At 69.5% G+C, this 17,750-nt stretch carries 18 protein-coding genes; 15 read left to right on the forward strand and 3 right to left on the reverse strand.

The window, feature by feature from the left end:
* Positions 1 to 22: 22 nt before the first annotated feature.
* From ABD197_RS05300 to ABD197_RS05330, 7 genes are all read left to right on the forward strand, one after another.
* Positions 23 to 1,294, forward strand: a complete 1,272-nt coding sequence (locus tag ABD197_RS05300; RefSeq protein ID WP_344052330.1) for a class I SAM-dependent RNA methyltransferase — start codon at positions 23 to 25, stop codon at positions 1,292 to 1,294.
* 10 nt (positions 1,295 to 1,304) lie between these two features.
* A complete protein-coding gene (locus ABD197_RS05305) occupies positions 1,305 to 1,985 on the forward strand; it encodes a glycosyltransferase family 29 protein (RefSeq protein WP_344052332.1) in 681 nt (226 codons plus the stop codon).
* Positions 1,986 to 2,067: 82 nt separating this feature from the next.
* Positions 2,068 to 2,397: a hypothetical protein gene (locus ABD197_RS05310; protein WP_344052335.1), complete on the forward strand. Its 330-nt coding sequence runs from the start codon at positions 2,068 to 2,070 to the stop codon at positions 2,395 to 2,397.
* Between the two features lie 36 nt (positions 2,398 to 2,433).
* Positions 2,434 to 3,414 (forward strand): UDP-N-acetylglucosamine 4,6-dehydratase (inverting), encoded by a 981-nt coding sequence (pseB, locus tag ABD197_RS05315; protein ID WP_344052337.1) that lies wholly within the window; start codon positions 2,434 to 2,436, stop codon positions 3,412 to 3,414.
* 11 nt (positions 3,415 to 3,425) lie between these two features.
* Positions 3,426 to 4,553 carry an aminotransferase class V-fold PLP-dependent enzyme gene (locus ABD197_RS05320; protein WP_344052339.1) on the forward strand — a complete coding sequence of 376 codons (1,128 nt, stop codon included), beginning with the start codon at positions 3,426 to 3,428 and terminating at the stop codon, positions 4,551 to 4,553.
* Positions 4,553 to 5,293 carry a cytidylyltransferase domain-containing protein gene (locus ABD197_RS05325; RefSeq protein ID WP_344052341.1) on the forward strand — a complete coding sequence of 247 codons (741 nt, stop codon included), beginning with the start codon at positions 4,553 to 4,555 and terminating at the stop codon, positions 5,291 to 5,293. Before ABD197_RS05320 ends, ABD197_RS05325 begins: the two co-directional genes overlap by 1 nt.
* Positions 5,294 to 5,436: 143 nt before the next feature.
* Positions 5,437 to 6,774: a GNAT family N-acetyltransferase gene (locus ABD197_RS05330; RefSeq protein WP_344052343.1), complete on the forward strand. Its 1,338-nt coding sequence runs from the start codon at positions 5,437 to 5,439 to the stop codon at positions 6,772 to 6,774.
* Here ABD197_RS05330 and pseI read toward each other — a convergent pair.
* Complete coding sequence (pseI, locus tag ABD197_RS05335) at positions 6,755 to 7,795, reverse strand: pseudaminic acid synthase (protein WP_344052345.1); 1,041 nt, start codon at positions 7,793 to 7,795, stop codon at positions 6,755 to 6,757. The two genes, ABD197_RS05330 and pseI, sit on opposite strands and share 20 nt — an antisense overlap.
* A 98-nt stretch (positions 7,796 to 7,893) precedes the next feature.
* Between pseI and ABD197_RS05340 the strand changes: the two genes are divergently transcribed.
* Genes ABD197_RS05340 through ABD197_RS05350 form a run of 3 tightly spaced genes read left to right on the forward strand, consistent with a single transcriptional unit; the run spans position 7,894 to position 10,869 of the window.
* The gene (locus tag ABD197_RS05340) at positions 7,894 to 8,568 is read left to right on the forward strand and encodes a response regulator transcription factor (RefSeq protein ID WP_344052347.1); all 675 of its coding nucleotides are present in this window, start codon (positions 7,894 to 7,896) and stop codon (positions 8,566 to 8,568) included.
* Complete coding sequence (locus tag ABD197_RS05345; RefSeq protein WP_344052349.1) at positions 8,555 to 9,811, forward strand: ATP-binding protein; 1,257 nt, start codon at positions 8,555 to 8,557, stop codon at positions 9,809 to 9,811. The genes ABD197_RS05340 and ABD197_RS05345 overlap by 14 nt, the downstream gene beginning before the upstream one ends.
* Positions 9,808 to 10,869 (forward strand): hypothetical protein, encoded by a 1,062-nt coding sequence (locus ABD197_RS05350; RefSeq protein ID WP_344052351.1) that lies wholly within the window; start codon positions 9,808 to 9,810, stop codon positions 10,867 to 10,869. The genes ABD197_RS05345 and ABD197_RS05350 overlap by 4 nt, the downstream gene beginning before the upstream one ends.
* 283 nt (positions 10,870 to 11,152) lie before the next feature.
* Here ABD197_RS05350 and ABD197_RS05355 read toward each other — a convergent pair whose 3' ends face one another.
* The gene (locus tag ABD197_RS05355) at positions 11,153 to 11,380 is read right to left on the reverse strand and encodes an acyl-CoA carboxylase subunit epsilon (protein WP_344052353.1); all 228 of its coding nucleotides are present in this window, start codon (positions 11,378 to 11,380) and stop codon (positions 11,153 to 11,155) included.
* Entirely contained in the window at positions 11,377 to 12,966 is a 1,590-nt protein-coding gene (locus ABD197_RS05360; RefSeq protein ID WP_344052355.1) for an acyl-CoA carboxylase subunit beta, read from the reverse strand. The genes ABD197_RS05355 and ABD197_RS05360 overlap by 4 nt, the downstream gene beginning before the upstream one ends.
* Positions 12,967 to 13,053: 87 nt before the next feature.
* Between ABD197_RS05360 and ABD197_RS05365 the strand changes: the two genes are divergently transcribed.
* The 5 genes from ABD197_RS05365 (at position 13,054) to ABD197_RS05385 (ending at position 17,745) form a co-directional block, all read left to right on the forward strand.
* The gene (locus ABD197_RS05365) at positions 13,054 to 13,848 is read left to right on the forward strand and encodes a biotin--[acetyl-CoA-carboxylase] ligase (RefSeq protein WP_344052357.1); all 795 of its coding nucleotides are present in this window, start codon (positions 13,054 to 13,056) and stop codon (positions 13,846 to 13,848) included.
* A 50-nt stretch (positions 13,849 to 13,898) separates the two neighbouring features.
* Complete coding sequence (locus tag ABD197_RS05370; RefSeq protein ID WP_344052358.1) at positions 13,899 to 14,462, forward strand: PH domain-containing protein; 564 nt, start codon at positions 13,899 to 13,901, stop codon at positions 14,460 to 14,462.
* 70 nt (positions 14,463 to 14,532) lie between these two features.
* Positions 14,533 to 15,669 (forward strand): 5-(carboxyamino)imidazole ribonucleotide synthase, encoded by a 1,137-nt coding sequence (locus ABD197_RS05375; protein WP_344052361.1) that lies wholly within the window; start codon positions 14,533 to 14,535, stop codon positions 15,667 to 15,669.
* Between the two features lie 130 nt (positions 15,670 to 15,799).
* Positions 15,800 to 16,267, forward strand: coding sequence for a 5-(carboxyamino)imidazole ribonucleotide mutase (gene purE / locus ABD197_RS05380; RefSeq protein WP_344055796.1), 468 nt, complete (start codon positions 15,800 to 15,802; stop codon positions 16,265 to 16,267).
* Positions 16,264 to 17,745 carry an LCP family protein gene (locus ABD197_RS05385; RefSeq protein ID WP_344052363.1) on the forward strand — a complete coding sequence of 494 codons (1,482 nt, stop codon included), beginning with the start codon at positions 16,264 to 16,266 and terminating at the stop codon, positions 17,743 to 17,745. The genes purE and ABD197_RS05385 overlap by 4 nt, the downstream gene beginning before the upstream one ends.
* The last annotated feature ends 5 nt before the right edge of the window (positions 17,746 to 17,750 follow it).

Genomic DNA, 17,750 nt, shown 5'->3' on the forward strand with positions numbered 1-17,750 from the left:
GGCGCTGTGGAATGCTCGACGGGTGGATGCCGGAGACGAACTCGACCTCGATGTGACCAGCGTGGCCCACGGCGGTGTGTTCGTCGGCCGGGTCGAGGGGCGCGTCGTCTTCGTTCCGGATGCGATCCCCGGCGAGCGGGTGCGCGTGCGACTCACCGACGTCGGCAAGAAGTCGTTCTGGCGCGGCGAGGTGCTCGACGTCCTCGACGCGTCACCGCACCGGCGCCCGCACATCTGGGCGCAGGCCGATGTGACCGTCGCCCCCGACCGGCGCCCGGGTGGTGCGGACTTCGGTCACATCGAGCTCGCGCACCAGCGTTCGCTCAAGGTCGAGGTCCTTCAGGACGCGCTGCGCCGATTCGGCGGCGTCGATGCCGGGGACGTGCGGATCAGCGCGGCCGGCGCCGATGAGACCGCCGATGGCCGCGGGTGGCGCACCCGCATCGGTCTGCATGTGGACGACGCGGGCAACGTCGGCCCGTTCGCCGCGCGCAGTCACACCGTGGTGCCGGTGCGCGACCACCCGCTGGCGACCCCCGAGGTCGAGGCGGCGGCGCTCGCGCTGGGTCAGGGCGCGCCCGGTCGCATCGACCTGGTGCAGCCGGCGGACGGCCGCGTGCGGGTGATCCCGCGACCGGATGCCGGAGCACGGACGCCCCGGGAGGCGCGGGAGGTCGTCGTCGAGCGTGTCGGCACGCGCGAGTTCCGTGTGGACGCCGGCGGGTTCTGGCAGGTGCATCGCTCCGCGGCGGCGACGCTGGACGCCGCGGTCCGCGGAGCGATCCGGGGCGCCGTCGGTGCGCCGGATGCCGAGGGTCGGCACCTCGACCTCTACGGGGGTGTGGGCCTGTTCGCGGCCGTGCTGGGCGAGCTCGGGGCCGCGCACATCACCTCGGTGGAATCGGATGCCCGCGCCACGGAGCACGCGGGGGAGAACCTCGCGGAATGGGTCGGCGCCCGCGCGGAGACCGCGCGGGTCGACCGCTTCGTCACCCGCCTCCTCGCCGACGCCTCCACCCGGGAACGGGAGCGGCTCTCGCGCGGCGTGACGGTGCTGGACCCCCCACGCTCGGGAGCAGGGCGGTCGGTCGTGCAGGCCGTGGCGGCGTTGCATCCGGCGGCCGTCGTCTACGTCGCGTGCGATCCGGTCGCCCTCGCGCGGGACGTCGCGATCTTCGGTGACGCCGGCTACGAGCTGCGCGCAGTGGAGGCCTTCGACCTGTTCCCCAATTCCCACCACGTCGAGGCTGTCGCGACCCTCGTGCCCGCGGGCTCCGCCGAACCGCGCGGCTAGGCTGGATGCGATGAACAGTGCAGTCCACGACGAGGTGAGCGCCCAGGAGGAGGCGTACTACGACATCCTGCGACCCCTCGTCTCGACGTACTCGCGAACTCCTCACATCCGATCGGTCGCGGTGGTCGGCAATCAGCCCCTCGCTCCGTCAGCTCAGCGCGCCGCGGTCATCGATGCGGCCGATCTGGTCTTCCGAGTGAACGGCTTCCGCCTCGACGAGGACGAACCGACGGTCGGACGCCGCGCCGATGTCGTCGTCTTCAACCGCGGCGTTCGCCCGACGCCGTGGTTCTTTCAGGATTACACGCGGCGGCTCTACCTCATGATCGAGCCGGGCCGGATGCATGAGGAGAACCCGAAGATCCCCGATTTCTGGCCCCGTGACCTCGGCATCGTCACGCTCGCGAACCGCGAAGTGATCGTCCCTCTCAATCGCGTGATCGGCCAGCAGAGCGCCGTCGACGGACTGTGGGCGACGACGGGCACGACTATGCTCTGGACGGCGACGCGTCTGTTCCCGAACGCCACGGTCGATGTCGCGGGTCTGTCCTTCGTGGATGCGCCTGAACAGAGGACATGGAGCCATGCATTCGGAGATCCGTCCGCAGTCGGGCCGGAGCATCTCATCGCCAACGAAGGCCGCCTGGTCCGCGACTGGATATCCTCCGGGCGCATTCGATTCCACCGTTGATCACCCTCGTCCCGGGAGTACGATGCTCAACCGTCTGAAGCGCAGACTCGATCGCGCGGTCCTTCACCGCGTCGAGAAGGAGATGTCCGAACAGCTCGACGCGCAGCTGCAGCGGCGACAGCTCAGCCCGGATTCGGTGACGCGCCGTCTTGCCGACTACGAGGCGAGGCTCGGCGGTCTGCAAGCCGACTACAGCTTCCTCCGGTCGGAATTCGATCGGCTGGCCCCGCAGCTGTCCGCGCTGGAGTACCGCTTCGAGCGGCTCCGGGATCGCGTCGGCGACGACGTTGCCGACGACGGTGCGGCACTCCGGCAGGCGCAACTCGAACATGAGCGCGCGCGGATCCGGCTCGAACTCGCGTCCCACTACGAGGAACGCCTGCGACGTCTGGAGGGCGGCGCCCATGCGTGATGCCCGCACGCAGCACGTCGACGGATCGAGGTCGGCATGAGCGTCCTGAAGAACAGTTCTGTTCTGATCACAGGAGGCACCGGTTCGCTGGGGAAGGCGCTCACCCGCGAACTGCTGGCCCACCACGACGTGGCTCGTCTGGTGATCCTCAGCCGCGACGAACTCAAGCAGTTCGAGATGCGGCAGCAGTTCGGGGACGATCCACGGCTGCGGTGGTTCCTCGGAGACATCCGCGACATCGCGCGACTTCGGCGTGCGATGCACGGTGTGGACTACGTGATCCACGCTGCGGCGCTGAAGCAGGTCGATACGGCCGAATACAACCCCTTCGAGTTCGTCGAGACGAACGTGAAGGGTTCTCAGAACGTCATCGAGGCGGCGATCGACTCCGGCGTCCGTCGCGTTGTGGCGCTGTCCACTGACAAGGCGTCCAGCCCGATCAATCTCTACGGAGCGACCAAACTGGCAGCCGACCGGATGTTCATCGCGAGCAATCACTACGCGGCGGCGTATCCGACGCGATTCGCGGTCGTCCGGTACGGCAACGTGTCGGGCTCCCGGGGCAGCATCGTGCCCAAGTGGCGGCAGATGGCCCGTGACGGCGTCCCGCTTCCGATCACCGACCGACGCATGACGCGGTTCTGGATCACGCTGCCGCAGGCAGTCCAGTTCGTCCTCAGCTCCTTCGATGTCATGAGCGGCGGGGAGCTGTACGTGCCGAGGATTCCGTCCGTGCGGATCACGGACCTGGCCGAGGCTGTCGCGCCGGGAGCAGAGATCGTGGAGATCGGAATCCGACCGGGCGAGAAGCTTCACGAGGAGATGATCGCCGAGGATGACGCACGCCGCACGCTCATCCTCGGTGACCGATTCCTCGTCCAGCCCCACCTCAGCGGCTGGGGATACCGGGCCCCCGACGCCGCCGATTCGTTTCCAGAGGGCGTGAGCTACCGCTCTGACCGAAACGATCGGTGGCTCGACGTGGCGGAGTTGCGGACCATTCTGGCTGAGGACTGAAGGATGATCTCGTGATCCCATACGGCCGTCAATCGATCGACGAGTCCGACGTGCACGCGGTGGTCGCCGCCCTTCGCTCGGATTGGCTGACGACCGGCCCGGCCGTGGAGGCGTTCGAGGCGGCTGTCGCCGATCTCGCCGGCACGGCACGGCCCGCCGTCGCCGTCACCAGCGGGACGGCTGCGTTGCACGTCGCCTACGCGGCAGCCGGCGTCCGTTCCGGCGTCAAGGTGATCACCACTCCGTTCACCTTCGCGGCGACGGCGTCGACGGCCGCTCTGCTCGGCGGACGGGTCGTCTTCGCGGACGTGGAGGAGGCGACCGGGAACATCGATGCGGATGCCGTCGAGGCCGAGCTGGACGAGGACACCGCCGTCGTGGCGGGCGTGGATTACGCGGGCGTCCCGATCGACGCGGCCCGGCTCCGACCACTCGCGAATGCAGCCGGAGCTCTGCTCCTGGAAGATGCGGCGCATTCGCTGGGGAGCACGCTCGACGGTCGGCCGGTCGGCTCCCTGGCGGACATCACGACCTTCTCGTTCTTCCCGACCAAGAATGCGACGACTGCCGAAGGCGGAGCGGTTGTCACTGACCGCTCCGATCTGTGGGAGAGATCCCGCTCCTTCCGAAACCACGGACTCGTCCGTGAACCTTCGCTGCAGAGATACCCCGACGAGGGCGCCTGGCATCAGGAGGTCCACGAGTTCGGGCTCAACTACCGACTTCCCGACGTACTCGCCGCGCTCGGTTCGAGTCAGCTGCTGCGCCTGCAGTCCTTCAAGGATCGTCGCGCCGCGATTCACGCTCGGTATGGGGCGGCGTTCGAGGGTCTGGATGGGGTCGTGCTTCCGTCGGCGCCGCCGCGTGCTGATCCGATGTGGCATCTGTACCCTCTTCGCGTCCCGTCCGAGCGGCGACGGAACATCTTCGATGCGCTCCGCGCGGACGGTATCGGCGTGCAGGTCAATTACGTACCGGTGTACTGGCATCCCGTGTTCGAAGACCTCGGCTACCGGCGCGGCATGTGCCCCGTCGCCGAGGACTGGTACCGCCGAGAGATCTCGCTGCCCATGCATGCCGGACTGAGCGACGACGAGGTGGACCGAGTGATCGAGTCCGTCCGGTCGGCGCTTCGCTGATGATGCCCGCGCGCGTCGTCGCGATCGTCCAGGCCAGGATGGGATCGACCCGCCTGCCCGGGAAGGTGCTCCGCCCGCTGCGTGACCGTCCGGTTCTGGCATGGGTGGTCCGCGCCGCGCGGGCAGCCGAGTCTGTTTCCGACGTCGTGATCGCGACCTCCACGGAATCTCGCGACGACCCGCTGGTCCATTTCGCAGAGGAGATCGGCTGCCGGGTGATCCGTGGCAGCGAGACCGATGTGCTCTCCCGCTTCGCCCTCGCCGCCGACGTCACCGGCGCCGACGCGATCGTGCGGCTCACTGCCGACTGTCCTCTGCTGGATCCGCGGCTGATCGACCAGGTCGTGGCGCTCTGGTCGGCTGACCCGCACCTGGATTACGTGTCGACGACTCTGGTGCGATCTCTGCCTCGAGGGCTCGATGTCGAACTCGTCTCGAGGAGTGCCCTCGACCGTGCCGATGCATCCGCAGGCTCTCACCACCGTGTGCACGTGACGAGCTGGCTGTATCGCGAGGGCTCGACGGAACGCACGGCAGGGATCGTCGTGCAACCCGATCACTCGCGTCTTCGGGTCACTCTCGATACAGCGCAGGACGCGGCATTGCTCGATGCGCTCGTTCCCCTGCTTCCCACCGACCGGCCGCCGTCCTGGCGCGATGTCGTGTCCGTTCTCTCCACACGTCCCGACCTGGTCGCGATCAACGCGGACGTGCGGCAGAAGCCCCTCGACGAAGGATGACCGGTCGGGTCGCGCCGATGACGGCGGTGTTGTTGCGCTGCGATGCGACGACGGGTGGTGGCCTCGGCCACCTGGCGCGGTGTGTGGCCCTCGCTCAGGCGTTGCGGACACACGGGGTGCACGATATCCACCTCTCCGGGGCGGTGACGACGGAACTCGGTGAGCGGATGCTGGAGCCAGCGGGCCTGCAGAGGCACGGGCCGATCGACGACCCGGAGCAGTTGATCGCACTGGCAGAGGACGTCGGCGCCGGTGTGCTCCACATCGATCACTACGGCCCCTTCCCGGGGCTGCGCGAAGCCGGTCGCGCGCGAGGAATAGTGACGTCGACTGCGGTCGATGACGACTTCGGCAAGCGTCCCGCAGATGTGATCGTCGACGGCTCGCCGCGTGCGCTCGTTCGCTTCGACCCGCTGTACGCCACTTCCTCGGTCGCGCTCGGCCCGAAGAACCTCGTCATGCGCGAGGGGTTGGGGTCGGCTCGCACCCTGCGCGAGGTCAGGCCCAGACCGCATGTGCTCGTGATGATGGGCGGAACGGATGCAGGGGGTCACGGTCCGCGCATCGCCTCGTCGATGGCCGCGATTCCGGCCGTAGGACGAGTCGGACTCGTGGCGGACGGGGTTGCCGCAGCGTCACCTGATTTCCAGGTCGTGGCCCGGAACCCGGACCTGCGGAGTCTCCTGGAGGACTGGGACGTGGTGGTCACGGGAGCAGGCACGACCGTGTGGGAACTTGCGGCATTGCAGGTGCCGATGGTCGTCGTCGGACTCGTGGAGAACCAGCGCGACCATTACGGCACGCTCGTCGGCTCAGGGCTCGCCGTCGGCCTCGGCTTCCTGCCCGACGGATCTCCGCTCGCCATCCACGAGGTCGCCGCTGCGATGGCAGACCCGCTTTCCCTGACTCGGATGGCCGAACGCGCCCGTGGTCTCGTGGACGGGCGGGGAGCGAGGCGTGTCGTTCGGACGTGGAGCGAAGAGCGGATCTCCCGATCCCGCGTCGGACTGCGCGTCCGCCCGGCGTCCGAGCGGGATGTGGGTCGTCTGTACGCCTGGCGCAACGACCCGGCGACGCGCGCAGCTTCGCGGTCCCAGGAGCCTGTGGGATGGAGCGATCACGTCGTGTGGTTCGCGGGTGCGCGCGAGGCCACGGATCGCCGCGTTCTGGTCGTCGAGAGTGACGGCGAGCCCATCGCGACGACCCGATTCGACCGACGTGATGCCGATGAGTGGGAGTTCTCGATCACGCTCGCGCCGGAGGCGCGGGGCCGGGGATGGGCGAAAGCCGTCGTCGCGGAATCCGTGGCGGAATTCCGTTCGCGATCGTCCTCGACCGCGCTCCTGCTCGCCGACGTCAGGACTTCGAACGATGCCTCGAACGCCGTTTTCCAAAGTCTGGGATGGCGGCCCGGCACCCCCGGCGCCGGATGGATGCGGTGGAGTCTCTCGGGCTCGGAGGTCAGAGAAGATCCCACCTGAGCGGCGTGCCCTTGCGGACGTCCGAACGGAATCGCCGCCCCTGCACGCGGTCCCACTCCGCGGGCGCGAGACCTCCCGCCGGTCGGATCGAACGAACGGTGTCCGAGGTGACCTCTTCGCCTGCGGCGACGTCGCGGACGACCCACAGCGACCGAGCAAGACGACGGCTCTCCGATTCGCCCGCCGACACCGCCGGCGTCGCGCTGCCCAAGGATTCCCACACCCGTCGAGCCTCGACGGCCAACGACTTCATCTCGCTCGGCTCGAGCGAGAACGCGGCATCGACGCCGCCTTCGGCCCGCGACATCGTCATGTGCTTCTCGATCACCGTCGCACCCATCGCCACCGCAGCCAGACTGGAACCCAGCCCCGGAGTGTGATCGGAGAATCCGACGGTCACACCGAGAGCATCGCGCAGCACCGGAATGCTGCGCGCATTGACCTCTCGCGGGTCCGCCGGATACGCGGACACGCACGACAGGAGGATGATCCCGCTTGCCCCCGCGGACGTGAGCGTGTCGATGGCTGCCGTCACTTCCTGCAGTGTCGCGGCGCCGTTCGACAGCATGACCGGCTTCCCCGTCGCGGCGACAGCGCGGAGGAGACCGGTGTCGCCGATCTCCAGCGAGGCGATCTTGTAGGCCGGGGCTTCGAGTTCCTCCAGCAGGGTGACGGCCGTCGCGTCGAATGGGCTCGAGAAGGGGATCAATCCCCTGCGGCGCGCGTGCCGGAACAGCTCCGCATGCCAGTCCCACGGCGTGTGCGCCTCCGTGTAGAGGTCGTAGAGGGTTCGTCCGCCCCAGAGGCCGTGGCCGTCGGAGATTCGGAAGGCTGCCGTGTCGGCGTCGATCGTGATCGTGTCCGCCGTGTACGTCTGGAATTTGACCGCGTCGACTCCCGCGTCCGCCGCGGCGTCGATCAGCTCCAATGCCCGGGAGAGTCGACCTCCGTGGTTGCCGGAGATCTCGGCCACCACGAACGGCGGTGATTCGGTCCCGATCGTTCGGCCTGCGATTCTCATGTTTCCCCTGCGCCTTCTTGCTGACCATTCAGGATACCGAGGCATGACTCACGCGCCTGCCCGCCGGCTCCGCCGAACCGCGCGGCTAGGCTGAACCCATGACGCGCGTCGCCCTCATCGACGACCACGAATCCGTTCGGCTCGGACTCGAGGCGGCCTGTGCGCGCGCCGACAAGGACGTCGTGTTCTCCGGCAGCAGCGTCACCGGCTATCTCGAGTGGCGCGCCTTCAGCGCGGCGCCGCCGGCCGATGTCGTGGTCCTCGACTTGACGCTCGGCGACGGCACCACCGTGACCGAGAACGTCCGCCGTCTGGTCGTCGACGGATCCAGTGTCATCATCCACAGTGTCGCCGACCGCCCGGCCGCCGTCCGAGAGGCGCTCGCGGCAGGCGCTGCGGGTGTCGTGAGCAAGGCGTCGCCGATCGGCGACGTGATCGCCGCGGTCCGCACGGTCGCCAGCGGTGAGCCGTTGAACAACGTCGAGTGGGCGAGCGCGGTCGAGGGCGACCGGGCGTTCGCCGACGCCCAGCTCTCGGCCCGTGAGCGCGACGTGCTCCGTCTGTACGCCGCAGGTCTTCCGCTCAAGGTCGTGGCCGACCGCCTCGGGGTCGCGTACTCGACGGCGAAGGAGAACATCACCCGCGTGCGGGTCAAGTACGTCGAGGTGGGAAGGCCCGCGCCGACGAAGGTCGATCTCCTCCGCCGGGCGATGGAGGACGGGATCCTCTCCGAGCCGAACGACAGCGAGGGCGTCGGTGGTGTCGGAGCCTGAGAGCACGCGCGCGATCCTCGACGACGCGTGGGGGCACATCCCGCACTCGCGCGAGACGACGGCCGGGCTCGGATCGTTCACACGTCTACGCATCGAGCGCATCCTGTCGCTCGTGGTCGCCCTCGGCGGCCTCGCGCTCGGCGCCCAGGCCTTCCTGAACGCGCTGGGTCCGTACCAGGAGACGCCGCAGTGGCACGTGCCGCTCATGCTGATGACCTTCGTGCCGCTCGGGGCGATGCTGCTCGCGTGCGCGATCGGCCGGGGTGTGCGCCTGTTCGCGGGCATTTTCGCGGTGATCTACCCGATCACTCTCCTGCTCTGGCCGATGGCGACGGCGGGCGGGGATGCCGACCCCTCGGTCGAGCCGTGGATCTGGTACCTGGTCAACGTCGCGACCGTCGCAAGCGTGCTCGCCTTCCCGCTGATCCTGCAGGTCGTCTGGACGGTGATGGTGCCGCTGCTGTTCGGGGCGGTGCGGATGATCCAGGCAGGGTTCGCGCCGGAGTACTGGTACTCCGTGAGCCTGGACGTGTCGTTCGCCCTCATCCTCGGCGGGATGCTCACGACGCTCGGGTGGGTCTTCCGGTCGGTCGCGGCCAACGTCGACGAGACCCGGGCGCGCGCGGTCGAGTCGTATGCGGACGCCGCAGCAGCGGATGCCGCCGAACAGGAACGCGTCGCCGTGGCGGCGCTCATGCACGACAGCGTTCTGGCGGCACTCATCGCCGCGGAGCGCGCGCACACCCCGCGCGAGCGGACCCTGGCCGTCGCGATGGCCCGCGAAGCCCTCACCCGCCTCGCCAACACCGAGCAGGGGTCCGAGGAGGGCAGTGACGAGCCGCGCGACCCGGAGAGCCTCGCGGACGGCATCGAGCGCTCGGCTCTCGAGCTCGGCGTCCGGCTGACGATCGAGCGCGACATCGAGCCGCTCACGCCGGCGATGCCCGGTCGGGTGGCGCGGGCACTCGTGCTCGCGTCCGCTCAGGCGATCGCGAACGCCGCACAGCACGCCGGCGGCGCGGGCCTCGCGGTGAGCGTGCGAGGGCGTGCCCGCCCCGCTCAGACGCTCATCACCGTCCGCGACACCGGTGCCGGATTCGACCTGGAGCGCGTGCCGCAGGACCGGCTCGGCATCCGTGCATCGATCTTCGCCCGCGTCGCGGCGGTCGGCGGCACGAGCGAGATCCAGTCCGACGCGCAGGGCACGACCGTGTGGCTCGAGTGGCGGGAAGGCACATCGTGATCAGCGTTCGCAGGATCATCGTCGGCATCGCCCTCGCCTTCACGGGCTATCTGGCCCTGCGCGGACTCTGGTGGACCGAGCCGCCCGTGCAGCCACTCGTGATCGTGGCGGCGCTCAGCCTCTATCTGGTCACGATCTGGCTCTGCATCTTCTGGGAGCCTCGTCGCGCACAGATCCCCTCGCCCGTCGACGGTCCTCCCACCGGCCTCATCGGCGGTTCGCGGACCCGCCTTCCGCGCTGGGCCGGTGTCATGGCGCTCGCCTCCGCCTTCATCGTCCCGACGGCGATCGCGGTGGCTGTCCGTCCGGAGGATCGCACCGACCCCTTCGCCACGTGGTATCTGGGCGGCATCGGCGTCCTGATGGTCATCGTGATGGTGCGCCGCCGCCCGTGGGTCGCGTGGATCGGCATCGCCGCGCTCGCCGTCGGCTCGATCTACTGGATGGGCCTTGTCAACGCGATGAGTCTCGGGCTCGTCGGGTCGATCGTGTGGGTGGCGGCGACGCAGCTCATGCTGCTGTCGATCGATCGCGCGGCGCGAGACACCGCCCAGCTCGCGCAGCTGCAGCGCGCGGCATCGGCGTGGCAGGCCTCGCAGAGCGGACGTCAGCGGGAGCGCCGGATCCAGGTGCAGCGCGCCCTCGCGGTCGCCGGGCCGGTGCTGACCCGCACGGTGGCCACCGGAGGTGCACTCACCGACGAGGAGCGCACCCAGGCGCATCTGGCCGAGGGTCGCCTGCGCGATGAGATGCGCGGTCCCCGGCTGCTCGACGACGCCGTGCACGCTGAGCTCGAGCGGGCCCGCCGGCGCGGGGCGAGCGTGACCGTGCTCGACGAGGGCGGCTTGGACGGACTCGACGAGGCCGCGCTCGGGGTGATCCGGGCTGAGCTCGCGGAGACGCTGCGTTCAGCACGGTCGGACCGCCTTTACATCCGCACCTCGCCCGATGAGCGCGTCGCCGTGACGGTCGTCGGGCGATCGGCCTCGGGTGAGACGCTCTCGGACGAGGATGCCGTCGACCTCTGGCGCGAGATCGACCACCCGCCCACGCGCTGAGCCGGCGTCGCGGAAAGAGTTTTCGCTCCCCGTCCCGGCGGGGGAGGGGAGCCGGGGCGGGAAGCGAAAGTGGGAGATGGTGGGGGGCGGCGAAGCCGCCTACCCCCCACCGGGCGGACAGTTACCCGAAAACCGTCCGCGTGGCCGAACCTGGGCTGTCACGAATGAGCAGCAGGTCGACCGAACGCATGATGCGTTCCAGCCCTACAAGTATGCGCAGGCCCGCGAGAAGTCGTCTGTAGGTATTTCGGGGGACACGCATACGTGCGAATGGATGCCGGACTCAGCCGAATCTTCCCCAGCCCAGGTCGCGCCGCAGCGGCGCGCGGAGCCCGCGCTGCGACAGTGCCCAGCCCGAACGGGACGACGTGTCATCGGCGGTCGCGCCGGCGGCCTCCTCGGCATAGGCCTCGCTGACGACCGCGACCAGGGCGGCGAGCTCCTCCGGGGTCGGATCGCCCCGCAGGAGCTCGACCCGCATCTGATCGACGGCGTCCTCCTGCTCGCTCACAGCGGGATGTTCCCGTGCTTCTTGGGCGGCAGGCTCGCGCGCTTGCCCCGCAGCGCGCGGAGCGCCTTCGCGACGGCGACGCGGGTCTGCGCCGGCTCGATGATGCCGTCGAGCTCGCCGCGCTCGGCCGCGAGGAACGGGGACGCCACGTCGTACGTGTACTCGTTCGCCAGGCGCGTGCGGACGGCGGCGACGTCCTCTCCGGCGTCCTCGGCCCGCTTGATCTCGCCGCGGTACAGGATGTTCACCGCGCCCTGGCCGCCCATCACCGCGATCTCGGCGGTCGGCCACGCCAGGTTGATGTCGGCGCCGAGCTGCTTGGACCCCATCACGATGTACGCGCCGCCGTAGGCCTTACGGAGGATGACCGTCACGAGCGGCACGGTCGCCTCGGCATACGCGTACAGCAGCTTGGCACCGCGGCGGATCACGCCTTCCCACTCCTGGTCGGTGCCGGGCAGGTAGCCGGGGACGTCGACGAGAGTCAGGATCGGCACGGAGAACGCATCGCAGAAGCGGACGAAGCGACTGGCCTTCTCGCCCGCCTGGATGTTCAGCGTGCCGGCCATCTGCGAGGGCTGATTCGCGATGATGCCGACCGTGCGTCCCTCCACGCGTCCGAACCCGATGACGATGTTGGGGGCGAAAAGGGGCTGCACCTCGAGGAACTCGCCCGCGTCGACGACGTGACCGATCACCTGATGGATGTCGTAGGGCTGATTCGCGGAATCCGGGACGATCATGTTGAGCGTGCGGTCGGCATCCGTCGTCTCGAACTCGAACGTGTTCTCGTAGACCGGCAGCTCCGCCATGTTGTTGTCGGGCAGGAAGCCCAGCAGAGTGCGCGCGTAGTCGATCGCGTCCTCTTCGTCCTCCGCGAGGTAGTGCGCGACGCCCGAGCGGGTGTTGTGCGTGTACGCGCCGCCGAGCTCCTCCATGCCGACGTCCTCGCCGGTCACGGTCTTGATGACGTCCGGACCCGTGACGAACATCTGCGAGGTCTTGTCGACCATGATCACGAAGTCCGTGAGTGCCGGCGAGTAGACCGCGCCGCCCGCGGCCGGGCCCATGATGAGCGAGATCTGCGGGATCACTCCGGAGGCCTGGGTGTTCAGGCGGAAGATCTCGCCGTACTTGCCGAGCGCGACGACACCCTCCTGGATGCGCGCGCCGCCGGAATCGAGGATGCCGATGATCGGCATCCCACCGCGCAGGGCGAACTCCATGATCTTGATGATCTTCTCGCCCGCGACCTCGCCGAGGGAGCCGCCGAAGGTCGAGAAGTCCTGCGAGTACACCGCGACGGTGCGCCCGTGGATCGTGCCGACGCCGGTGACCACGGAGTCGCCGTAGGGGCGGGAGCGGTCCATCCCGAACGCCGTGGTGCGGTGGCGGACGTACTCGTCGAATTCGACGAAGCTGCCCGGGTCGACGAGCTGCTCGATCCGCTCGCGTGCGGTGCCCTTGCCTTTCGCGTGCTGCTTGGTCTGCGCGGTCTTCTCGGCGTCGAGAACGGCCTCCTGGAAGCGCGAGCGGAGGTCGGCGATCTTGCCGGCGGTGGTCGAGAGATCGGGCTGTTCGGTCACCCGTCCCACTTTATCGGCGGGGGGCGGATCCGAGTTGGAGAGTTCGCACAAGCGGGCGCGCGGCGGGCTGTCGCTAGGGTGACACACATGTCGATTCCTGATGAGGGCTACCCGCTCGCCGCCGCCGTGTCCCCGCGCCTGCAGGTGACCGAGACCACCGACTCGACCAACGCCGATCTGGTGAAGGCCGTCGCGGCCGATCCGGAGCAGTGGCCGCACCTCTCGCTGATCCTGACCACCGATCAGCGCGCGGGTCGCGGACGCCTGGACCGGACGTGGACGGCCCCGCCCGGTACGGCTCTGGCGGTATCCGTGCTCGTGCGGGTCGACGGTCTGCCCGTCGCCGCACGCGGATGGGTTCCGCTCGTGGCCGGTGCGGCGATGACGCGGGCCGTCCGCGACCAGCTGCGCGGGACGCCCCATCGCGTGACCGTCAAGTGGCCGAACGACGTGCTGCTCAACGGCGGCAAGCTCTCCGGGATCCTCGCCGAGGTCGTCCCGGGTCACCCGGATGCCGTCGTGATCGGCGTCGGCGTGAACACGCGCATGAGCCTCGCTGATCTCCCGGTCGAGACGGCGACCTCGTTCGCCGCCTCCGGTCTCGAGGTCGACGAGGACCGTCTCCTTGCCGCGTTCCTGACCGAGCTCGACGCGCAGCTGACGGCGCTGCTCGCGGCGGGGGGAGACGCCGGGGCCGCCGGCGTCGCCGCCGACATCGTCGCGCTGTGCAGCACCGTGGGGTCGGACGTCGATGTCGCGCTTCCCGACGGCAGTCACCTCGTCGGACGCGCCGACGGCATCGATGCCGAGGGGCGCCTCGTGGTCGTCGCGGACGGCGTCCCGACTCCCGTCGCGGCGGGAGACGTCGTCCACGTGCGCTGACTGCGGGCGTGGCAGCCGCCGACGTCGGCGGCGACCCGCACAATGGGAGCATGACCCAGCCGACCACATACGGCGGCCGTCCGCCCATGGTGGTCCCGGGCGCGCCGACACCCGAGCTGCGCATCGCGCGCTTCCGGCGGCACGCCCGGCGCATGATCTGGCCGGCGCTCATCCTCATCGCCGTAGCCGGCGCCGTCGGGTACTTCTACGGCAATCTGCCCGCGCCTTTCGAGGACTGGATGCTGCTGACCGCCGCGGCGGTCGTGGTCGTCTTCCTCGTCCTGCTGCCGTTCCTGTCGTGGTGGTCGCACGTCTACACGATCACCACGCGGCGCGTGCTGGAACGATGGGGTGTCTTCGGTGTTCGGCGGCGTGAGCTCAGTCACGTCCGCGGCTACACCGTGCAGGAACGCCGGGGCCTCATCCAGCGGATGTGGGGCGCCGGAACGCTCACGCTGTCCAACGGGGTCGATGAGTCGCTGCGGATGACGAACATCCCGAGCGTCGCGCTCGTGCACGAGGCGCTCGTCGACCAGGTCGAGGTCAACCAGATCCTCGCTCACCGCGACGCGCAGGCGATCCCGCCGATGCCGCCCGCGCCGTCCGCCGCCTGATCCACCGGGTCGAGCAGGGGAGAGAGCCTGCGCGATGATGGGAGGACACAGAGCGACGGAAGGGACGTTCATGGCGCTGCGAGTCGGAGTCGTCGGTGGAGGACAGCTGGCGCGGATGATGATCGCCCCCGCGGTGGAGCTGGGCGTGGAGCTGCGCGTGCTGGCCGAGGAGGAAGGCATGTCGGCCTCGCTCGCCGCGACGGCGGTCGGCGACTACCGCGATGCCGAGACCGTGCTCGCGTTCGCCCGCGACGTGGATGTGGTCACGTTCGACCACGAGCACGTGCCGCAGGACGTGCTCCAGACGCTTGTCGACGCCTCCATCCCCGTGCACCCCGGTCCGCACGCGCTGCGCTTCGCCCAGGACAAGCTGCAGATGCGCGCGCGACTTCAGGAGATCGGGATGCCGCAGCCGGAGTGGGCGGCGGTCACGAGCCGCGAAGAACTGCAGGCGTTCCTCGACGGCCACGGCGGCAGTGCGGTCGTGAAGACCCCCCGCGGCGGATACGACGGCAAGGGCGTGCGCGTCGTCCACGCGGCGACGGAGGCCGATGACTGGTTCGCCGCGCTCGCCGAGGACGGCCGTGGTGGCGCGCTGCTGGCGGAGGAGCTGGTCGACTTCTCCCGGGAGCTTGCGCAGCAGATCGCCCGGCGACCGTCGGGCGAGGTGCGCGCGTATCCGGTGGTGGAGACCGTGCAGCGCGACGGAGTCTGCGCAGAGGTCATCGCGCCCGCGCCCCGCTCCAGCGGGCGGATGGCTGACGTCGCCGCCCGCATCGGTATCGGGATCGCGGAAGGACTGGATGTCACCGGAATGCTCGCGGTCGAGCTCTTCGAGACGACCGACGAGCGACTGCTCGTGAACGAGCTGGCGATGCGCCCGCACAACAGCGGGCACTGGAGTCAGGACGGCGGTGTCACGAGCCAGTTCGAACAGCATCTGCGCGCCGTCCTCGACCTGCCGCTCGGCGACCCGGAGCCGCGAGCCGAGTGGTCGGTCATGGTGAACATCCTCGGCGGCCCCGCCGAAGGCGCACTGGAGGACCGGTTCGCGACGGCGATGGCGGCCCACCCGATGGCGAAGGTGCACACGTACGGCAAGGCGCCGCGTCCGGGACGCAAAGTGGGGCACGTGAACGTCGCCGGGGAGGACCTGGACGAAGCCGTCTATCAGGCCAGGGCGGCGGCATCCGTCTTCCTGGATTGACCGTCGTATCGGCGCTCCGGCCGCGCCGTTGCGGGGATCTTCCAGGCGGGCGCCCTAGCCTGGATCGGTGACTGACTCGACCGCGCGCGTGCCGCTGCATTCGTCCGACGCGCCGCTGGTCGGCGTCGTGATGGGTTCGGATTCGGACTGGCGCGTCATGAGCGACGCGTCGCAGCTGCTCACCGACTTCGGCGTCCCGCACGAGGTCGAGGTGGTCTCGGCCCACCGGACGCCCGACAAGCTCCTCCGCTACGGTCGCGAGGCGCGTGCGCGAGGCCTCCGCGCGATCATCGCGGGCGCGGGCGGCGCGGCTCATCTTCCGGGCATGCTCGCATCGGTCACGGCGCTGCCGGTCATCGGCGTCCCCGTGCAGCTGGCGACCCTCGACGGCCTGGACTCCCTCCTGAGCATCGTGCAGATGCCCGCCGGCATCCCGGTCGCGACCGTCTCGATCAACGGCGCGAAGAACGCAGGTCTGCTCGCCGTCCGCATTCTCGGGTCGGCGGATGCCGCGCTCGGCGACCGGGTCGAGCACTTTGCGCGAGACCTCGAGCAGCAGGTGGAGGAGAAGAACCGCCGCCTCAAGGAGTCGCTATGAGCGTCGCGAGTCCGCCGCGGCCGGCATCCGTCCGCAACGTCTCGTCGAAGGTCGTCGAAGACCGGCCGATGCGGTACCCCGACACGTCGTCGCGCGAGGTGATGACGCGTCGAGGCTGGTGGCTCGTCCTGCTGAACTTCCTCGTTCCCGGTTCGGCGCAGGCCGTCGCCGGCAATCGGCGCCTCGGCAAGATCGGGCTCGGCGCGACGCTGGGGCTCTGGATCGCCGTGATCCTCGGCGGGCTCGGACTGCTGCTGTGGCGGCAGGGCACCGTGAGCATCATCACCGGCGCGTGGCTACCGGACTGGCTCGGGCTCCTGCGCGCCGGACCCCTCACGATCATCCAGATCGCGCTGCTCGCGTACGCGGTGCTCTGGATCGTGCTCACGGTCGACACCCTGCGTCTGGTCCGACTGGTCAAGACGGGCACGATCGCCCGGTTCGGCATCCTGCTCCTGGCCGTCGTCCTCCTGGTCACGGGCACCGGAAGCGCGGTGTACGCCTCGCAGATCGCCGGCACGACCCGTGACACGCTCGGCGCGATCTTCGGCGCGAGCGGACCCTCGGTGCCGCCGAGCGACGGCTACTACAACATCCTGTTGCTCGGCGCCGACAGCGGCGAAGGCCGCGACTCGATGCGGTTCGACAGCATCTCGGTCGTCTCGGTGAACGCCGAGACCGGTGCGACCACGATCACCGGCATCCCGCGCGACATGCCGAACGTGCCGTTCTCGGCGGGCCCGATGCAGGACAAGTATCCGAACGGCCACACCGGCTTCGCGAACGCGACGTGCGGGTGGGGGAGCGGCATCAATCAGCTCCGCACCGAGGTGGAGGTCTGCCAGGACGGCAACGCCCTCTATCCCGACGCGAAGGCCAACGGCTCCGAGCCGGGAATCGAAGCCACGAAGGACGCCGCGGAGGGCATCCTCGGGATCGAGATCCCCTACTACGTCTTCGTCGACATGCACGGCTTCGCCTCGCTCGTCGACGCGCTCGGCGGCGTCGACATCAACGTCGTCGAGCGACTGCCGAAGGGCGGCCCGCCCGAGGGCGTCGACCCGAACGACGTGGACAGCTGGGCGATCGGCTGGATCGAACCCGGACAGCAGCACATGGACGGCGACACCGCGCAGTGGTACGCCCGGTCCAGGTACACCACGAGCGACTTCGACCGCATGAAGCGCCAACGCGAACTGCAGGAGGCGATCCTCGCGCAGTTCACCCCCGACGTCGTGCTCACCCGCTTCAGCGATGTCGCGGCCGCCGGGCAGGATCTGATCCAGACCGACCTGCCGCAGTCGCTGCTGCCGTTCCTGGCAGAGCTCGCGCTCAAGGCCAAGGAGCAGCCGGTCACGACGATCGAGCTCACGCCCGAGGGCGGCATCGACGAATACGACCCCGACTTCGCCTACATCCAGCAGCTCGTGCAGCAGACGCTGCACCCGCCGACGCCGACGCCGACCCCCGAAGGCTGAACCCC

The organism is Microbacterium lacus (assembly GCF_039531105.1).
Classification (GTDB): Bacteria; Actinomycetota; Actinomycetes; order Actinomycetales; family Microbacteriaceae; genus Microbacterium; species Microbacterium lacus.